The following is a 7123-nucleotide window of genomic DNA, read 5'->3' as shown; positions in this document are numbered from 1 at the left end:
CTGCCTGCCGCCGCGGCGGGCGGCGCCATCGGCGCGCGCTGCCCCCGCCTTTTTCATGCTGCATTGCAGCGATAAATCCCTTCCTGTTCCGCGGCTTGCCGCTGCACGAGGCCTCGCGCGGGCTTTCTCCATCCGGCCGATTGACAGCGTTGTCAGGTGGCGCGTAAAACGACCTTCGCCGGCCACCGCGCCGTCACAAACATTCCGAAAGTCTTGGGGAGAGAGACCAGATGACCAGCCAATGCCGGCAACACGCGCTTGCACGCGCGATCTTCGCTGCACTGATCACCACCGCCACCGCATTGCCCGCCGCCGCGCAATCGGTGCCGGAGGAGGGCAAGACCGAAACCCGCGATGCCTCCACGCTCGACGCGGTGATCGTCACCGTCGAGCGGCGGGAACAGGACCTGCAGAAGTACGCCGGCACCGCGCAGGTGATCTCCGCCGAGGACACCCGCGCGCTGGGCATCAACAACGAGCTGCGCAACATCCAGGCGCTGGTGCCGGGCCTGAGCATGGCCAACCAGGAGGGCAACTTGGAAATCTTCATCCGCGGCGTCGGCTCGTCCAACAACACCGAGCTGGGCGATCCGGGCGCCGCGCCGCACATCAACGGCGCTACATCCCGCGCCCGCGCGGCCTGGGCGGCATGTTCTATGACATCGAGCGCGTGGAGATCAACAAAGGCCCGCAGGGCACGCTGCGCGGCCGCAACGCACTGGCCGGCACGCTCAACATCATCACCAAGCGCCCGGATTTGGAGGCATTCGGTGGCTACGTGCAGGCCGAGGCGGGCAACCGCGACCACCGCGGCGGCGAGTTCGCGCTGAACATGCCGCTGGGCGGCTGGGCCGCGATCCGCGTGGCTGGCTACCAGGTCGAGAAGGATTCGTCGTTCGAGAACGCCGGCAGGATGCAGGAGCTTGACCCGGCCGGCATCCAGGACGAGCACGGTGCGCGCGTGTCGTTCCTGTACCAGCCCGACGACAAGCTGTCGGTGTTCGCCATGGCCGACATGGGCAAGGAAGGCGGCACCGGCTACCCGGGCGCCACGGTCTACACCGCCGCCAAGGCCGGCTACCTGCCCGAGGACCTGGACCTGCGCAAGATCGTCTACCGCGGCGCCCAGGGCACGCTGGACAGCACCAACTGGGGCGCGCAGACCAACGTCAGTTACGACTTCGGCCCGGTGGCGCTGGAATACAACGCCAGCTACCGCGACGTCGATTACCGCCAGACCAACGCGCAGAGCGAAGGCATCCTGTGGCCGGACCGCAACATCGAGCCGGTCTCGCCCGCCAATCCCGGCGGCGTCGACTACGACAACTATTCCACCCAGTACTGGATGACCCAGTCGCAGTCCTACATCCACGAGCTGCGCCTGTCCTCGGCCGACGACACGCGCCTGCGCTGGACCACCGGCCTGTTCCACTTCAACGAGGACCAGCAGGTTGGCTACCTGTCGCTGGTGGACAAGGGCAGGTGGTATTCGGGCACTGAATTCACCATGCCCAAGGTCAACGGCCGTTCCTCGGCCGCGTTCGCCGATGGCACCTTCGACGTCACCGAACGCCTGCGCCTGAAGGGCGGCCTGCGCTACACCCAGGAAGAGAAGTCTCGCTACGGCATCGGCGGCAACTGGGCGCTGGGCCTGCCGGGCGAAGGCGGCGATTTCTCCACCCGTCTCGGTACGCCGGGCTTCGAGCCGGCGTTCATGAAGCGCCCCAATTTCGACGTGAGCAACATCACCTCGCAGGCGGAGATGGCGCGCTTCCTGCTGCAGGGCATCCTCGCCCATGGCCGCAACGACACCATCCAGCAGCAGATCGGCGACGTACCCAATGGCGGCGCGTTCGGCTGCGTGGACCGCCCGGACATCGGCGGCGACACCGTCGATTGCCCCTACCAGAGCTGGGTGCAGGTCAGCGGCATCCCGGCGCAGCAGTTCGGCAAGAGCAAGTTCAACTTCACCGACTGGCGCGTGGGCTTCGAGTTCGACGTGTCCGACGACAGCCTGCTCTACGGATTGATCTCCAGCGGCCACAAGGCCGGCGGTTTCAACGACACCTTCGATCCGAAGGAGATCCCGGAGACGTTCAAGCCCGAGTCCATCGTCGCCTACGAGATCGGCAGCAAGAACTCGTTCCAGATGCTGGACCGCACCTCCACCTTCAACGCCAGCGGTTTCTACTACGACTACAGCGACCAGGTGTTCCAGGACCTGGCGGTGATCGCCACCAATCCGTCCACCGGCGAGGCCACCGGCTACTCCCTGGTCAACCGCAACGTCGGCAAGTCGGTGGTGTACGGCGTCGAGCTGGAAAGCGTGCTGCGCTTCCCCGGCAACGTGATGCTGAACCTCAACGCGTTGTGGCTGGACAGCGAGATCAAGGAAGGCAAGGTGGCCGACGTGCGCAGCCAGAACTACGGCGCCGGCGGCATCACCTCGATTATCGACCTGTCCGGCAACGAGCTGCCGCTGGCCTCGAAGCTAACCTTCAATGCGCGCCTGCAGCACACCATGGAACTGCCGTTCGGCACCCTGGACTGGCAGCTGCTGGCCTCATACCGTTCGGCCTACTACCTGACCCAGTACAACAACCGCGACGTGGTGTTCATCTCCGACACCGCCGGCACGGTGGACTACATCGAAGGCGCCGTCGAAGCCGGCTTCCCCGACCGCCAACGCGCCCGCACCACGGTCAACGCCGGCATCGGCCTGACCACGCTGGACGGACACTGGCGCGTGGAAGCCTGGGGCAACAACCTGCTGGACAACGACATTTCGCAGAAGGCGCTGGTCGGGTCGGGCATCAACGTGCGTTTCCTCAACGATCCGCGCAGCTACGGGCTGCGTCTGCGCTACCAGTTCTGATGTGACAGGATGGACCGCCCGCGGCGGCCGGCCTTTGCCGGCCGCCGCGTTGCGGATGCGCGTGGGCAACGCCACGCATGACGCCAACATTCCGCCATGACGGAAGAGCCATGACCCAAAAAACCCGCTGGTCGCAGTTCGGTGTACTCATCACGGTGTTCTTCTTCTGGGGCTTCGTCGCCGCCAGCAACGGCATCCTGATCCCGGTGTTCAAGAAAGCCTTCGACCTGACCCAGGCGCAGAGCATGTACGTGGCGATCGCGTTCTACGTCGCCTACACGGTCGGCTCGCTGATCTACGTCGCCGTGTCCAAGGCGATGGGCGTGGACGTGCTCAACAGCATCGGCTACAAGAACGGCATCTGCATCGGCCTGCTGATCTCGGCGCTGGGCGCGCTGCTGTTCTACCCGGCGGCCAACCTGGGCTCGTTCACCCTGATGCTGTCGGGCCTGTTCATCGTCGGCCTGGGCTTCTCGCTGCAGCAGATCGCCGCCAACACCCTGGCCATCATCATGGGCGATCCGGCCACCGGCTCGCAGCGGCTGACCATGGCGGGCGGCATCAACAACCTGGGCACCACGGTCGGTCCGCTGCTGGTGAGCATCGCCATCTTCGGCAGCGTCGCTGCCGGCAATACCGAGGCCAGCATTGAAAGCGTCAAGACGCCCTACCTGGTGCTGGGCGCGGCCTTCGTGCTGGTGGCGCTGTTCTTGAAATTCTCCTCGGTGCCCAACCACTTCGACCTGGAGAAGCTGTCCGAAACCGAGGCGCAGGACAGCAGCCAGCTGATCCACAAGAAATCAGCGTTCGCCTACCCGCAGCTGGTCATGGGCATGATCGGCATTTTCCTCTACGTCGGCGTTGAAGTTTCCACCATCGACAATCTGCCGGCCTATCTGGAGCTGCCGGTAGAGAAGGGGGGGCTGGGTATCGACACCTCGCTGATCGCGCCGTTCGTGTCGCTTTACTGGGCCAGTCTGATGATCGGTCGCTGGGGCGGGGCGGCAGGCGCTTTCGATGTCAGGGCGGGGACAAAGAAGTTGCTCATGCTGGTTCTGCCGTTCGTGGCCTTCGGCGTGTACCTGGCGGTCAATGCGATCTCCGGCCATGACGTATCCCGGTTCTACCACTATGCGCCGGTGATCGTGCTGATGATCCTGGCCACCCTGGCCAGCAAGGGCAATCCGGCGCGGATGCTGCTGTATTTCGCGTTGTGCGGAATCATCGCGCAGCTGGTGGGCATGTTCACCACCGGCATGCTCAGCGTGATCGCCTTCATCAGTGTCGGCCTGTTCTGCAGCACGATGTGGCCGTGCATTTTCACCCTGGCGATCACCGGGCTGGGTAACAACACCAACCAAGGCAGCAGCCTGCTGGTGATGATGATCATGGGGGGCGGCCTCGTCAGCTGGGCGCAGGGCGCGCTGGCCGACAAGGTAGGGGTGCATCACAGCTTCATCGTCGGCGTGCTGTGCTACGCCTATCTGGCGTTCTACGCCGTTGCCGCCACCCGCACCTTGCGCCGGCAGGGTATCGATCTGGACCAGTTGGCGGCCGAAGGCGGGCATTGAGCTCAAGCGCCGGGCCCGTGGAAAAAACGGAGCCAGAGGTCGTGCCCGGGCAAGCGCCGGTGCGTACGGCCTGTTCCATGGGTTCCCCGCCTATTTCGGTGCCCGCTGTTTCACCGGTCCGGTTGAACGCCGCACCTGCAAGGTGTAAGCCACGTCCACCACGCCACCGCTGCCCATCTCGCGGATTTCCTTGAGCAGTTCGGTGGCGGCCAGCTTCCCCATTTCACGGGTAGGCTGGCGCACGGTGGTCAGTGCCGGGTAGATCTGCCGGGCGATAGGCGTGTCATCAAAGCCGCAGACCGAGATGTCCCCGGGGACAGACAGGCCGCGCTCGCAGACGGCACAGATGACACCTGCGGCCATATCGTCATTGGCCGCGAAGATGGCGGTGGGATGATCGGGCAGGTCCAGCAGCGCATTGGCCCCGGCATAGCCGGATTCGTAGGAAAACTCGCCATCCACCACCAGCGCGGCCTCGTAGCGCAAGCCTGCCCGGCGCAGACCTTCGCGGTAGCCGGCCAGGCGCCACATGGCGGCGCCGTGCGCGGCATGGCCCTTGATGTGCGCGATGCGGGTGTGCCCGAGCGCGGCCAGGTGCGCCATCAGCGCGCAGACCGCGCCGATCTCGTCCACCACCACGCCGACATGCCGGTTCTGCTCCTTGGCCGAGATGCTGGAGTACGGAATGCCCAGGTCGACCAGCCGTTCCAGCAGCGCGGTATCGTCGGTGAGCGGCGGGGTGAGCACGATACCGTCCAGCTGCGACTGCATGATCAGCGATTCGACCTTGCCGACGATGTCCGCCGCGTCGTACACCAGCGGCGCCAGCATCAGGTTGTAGTGCTGCGCCTGGCAGGCGTCGAGCACGCCCAGCTCGATCTCCATCAGGTAGTTCGAGGACGGGTTGTCGAACAGCATGGCCACCAGGTACGAGCGCCGACCCGCCAGCACGCGCGCCGACGGCAGCGGCCGGTAGCGCAGCTGCTCCACCGCCGCCTCGACCAGCGTGCGAGTGCGCTCGGATACGTTCGGTTCGTTGTTGAGCACGCGCGAGACGGTCTTCATCGACACGCCCGCCGTCGCCGCCACGTCCTCGATGCGCACGCGTCCGGGCTTGCCGGCGGTTGCCTGCGTGGATTCGGCCGCCGCCCGTTTCTTGCCAGTCATATGGTTCCCGGTTTCCGCCTGGCAGGTGCCAACGCACATGGATACAGGTGCAACTTTATCCGCAATGCGGCGTGCCGCTATGCAGCAAGCCATCATCGCGCACTGGCGCTATTCTGCAGCTGCCTGACAACGCTGTCATGGTGTTCTGCACAATCGTGCGTTCCTCCAGCCCTCCGTCCAGGAAGACCCTCGCCCATGAAGCCCAGCCTTCCACACTCCCGCCCCCGCACAGATCGTCGACGGCTGCGCCCGCTCCTGCTTGGCGTCGCGCTGGCGCTGGCCTGCGCGCCTGTCGTTGCCGCATCGGCATCGAAGGACGCCGCCGCACCGGTCCGCATCGACCCCGCGCACTGGCCGCAGCCGGCCTGGCCACTGGCGCTGGACCCGGCGATGGAAAAACGCATCGACGCGCTCGTGGCGGCGATGACGCTGGAGGAGAAGGTCGGCCAGGTAGTGCAGGGCGATATCGCCAGCGTCACCCCCGAGGACGTGCGCAGGTATCGGCTCGGCTCGATCCTGGCCGGCGGCGGCTCCGATCCGGGCGGCAGGTACAACGCCAGCCCGGCCGAATGGCTGGCGCTGGCCGATGCCTTCTGGGAGGCATCGATGGATACCCGGGGCGGCGGCAAGGCGATCCCCATCATCTGGGGCATCGACGCCATGCACGGCCAGAGCAACGTGGTCGGCGCCACGCTGTTCCCGCACAACGTCGGCCTCGGCGCCACACGCAATCCGGAATTGCTGCGTGAGATCGCCCGCATCACCGCCGCCGAGACCCGCACCACCGGCATGGAGTGGACCTTCGCGCCGACCGTGGCGGTGCCCCAGGACGACCGCTGGGGCCGCGCCTACGAAGGCTATTCGGAAGATCCGGCGCTGGTGGCCAGCTACGCCGGGGTGTTCGTCGAGGGCCTGCAGGGCAAGGTCGGCGCCGCCGATTTCCTCGACGACCACCATGTGATGACCACGGTCAAGCACTTCCTCGGCGACGGCGGCACCGACAACGGTAAGGACCAGGGCGACACCACGGTCGGCGAAGCGCAGCTGCGCGACATCCATGCCGCCGGCTACGTGCCGGCGATCGCCGCCGGCGCGCAGTCGGTGATGGCCTCGTTCAACAGCTTCCACGGCGAGAAGATGCACGGCCACAAGCCGCTGCTGACCGACGTGCTGAAACAGCGCATGCAGTTCGGTGGTTTCGTCGTCGGGGACTGGAACGGCCACGGCCAGGTCAAGGGCTGCAGCAACACCGATTGCGCGCAGACTTACATCGCCGGCCTGGATATGGCGATGGCGCCGGACAGCTGGAAGGGCATGTACGAAAGCACCCTGGCCCATGCGAAGGACGGCACCCTGCCGATGGCGCGGCTGGACGATGCGGTGCGGCGCATCCTGCGCGCCAAGTTCCGCATGGGCCTGTTCGAAAAACCGAAACCCTCGGCGCGCGCGCTGGGCGGCAGGTTCGAGCTGCTGGGCGCCCCGGAACACCGCGCTGTGGCGCGCCGGGCGG

General features: G+C 66.1%; 5 protein-coding genes. 4 read left to right on the top strand and 1 reads right to left on the bottom strand.

Translation table 11 applies throughout. The features are described from left to right. Positions 1-230 precede the first annotated feature (230 nt). The 3 genes from JCM9942_RS20145 to JCM9942_RS08500 all read left to right on the top strand — a co-directional run bounded on the left by JCM9942_RS20145 (position 231) and on the right by JCM9942_RS08500 (position 4446). Positions 231-830: a hypothetical protein gene (locus JCM9942_RS20145; RefSeq protein ID WP_256202337.1), complete on the top strand. Its 600-nt coding sequence runs from the start codon at positions 231-233 to the stop codon at positions 828-830. A 2-nt stretch (positions 831-832) separates the two neighbouring features. Beyond that, the gene (locus tag JCM9942_RS08505; RefSeq protein ID WP_343123483.1) at positions 833-2875 is read left to right on the top strand and encodes a TonB-dependent receptor domain-containing protein; all 2043 of its coding nucleotides are present in this window, start codon (positions 833-835) and stop codon (positions 2873-2875) included. A gap of 110 nt (positions 2876-2985) precedes the next feature. Further along, entirely contained in the window at positions 2986-4446 is a 1461-nt protein-coding gene (locus JCM9942_RS08500) for an MFS transporter (RefSeq protein WP_054659015.1), read from the top strand. 90 nt (positions 4447-4536) lie between these two features. On the opposite strand, the gene JCM9942_RS08495 is transcribed toward JCM9942_RS08500, so the two are convergent. Next, on the bottom strand, positions 4537-5613 hold the full coding sequence (locus tag JCM9942_RS08495; protein WP_054659013.1) for a LacI family DNA-binding transcriptional regulator: 1077 nt from the start codon (positions 5611-5613) through the stop codon (positions 4537-4539). A gap of 195 nt (positions 5614-5808) precedes the next feature. On the opposite strand from JCM9942_RS08495, the gene JCM9942_RS08490 reads away from it, so the two are divergent. Further along, positions 5809-7123 (top strand): glycoside hydrolase family 3 protein (locus JCM9942_RS08490; protein WP_218185472.1); only part of this gene is annotated, 1315 nt, incomplete at its 3' end.

Origin of the sequence: Stenotrophomonas pictorum JCM 9942, from assembly GCF_001310775.1 — a bacterium.
Taxonomy (GTDB): Bacteria; Pseudomonadota; Gammaproteobacteria; order Xanthomonadales; family Xanthomonadaceae; genus Stenotrophomonas; species Stenotrophomonas pictorum.
The sequence above is the reverse complement of the archived record's forward strand: the minus strand, read 5'-3'. Positions and strand labels throughout refer to the sequence as shown.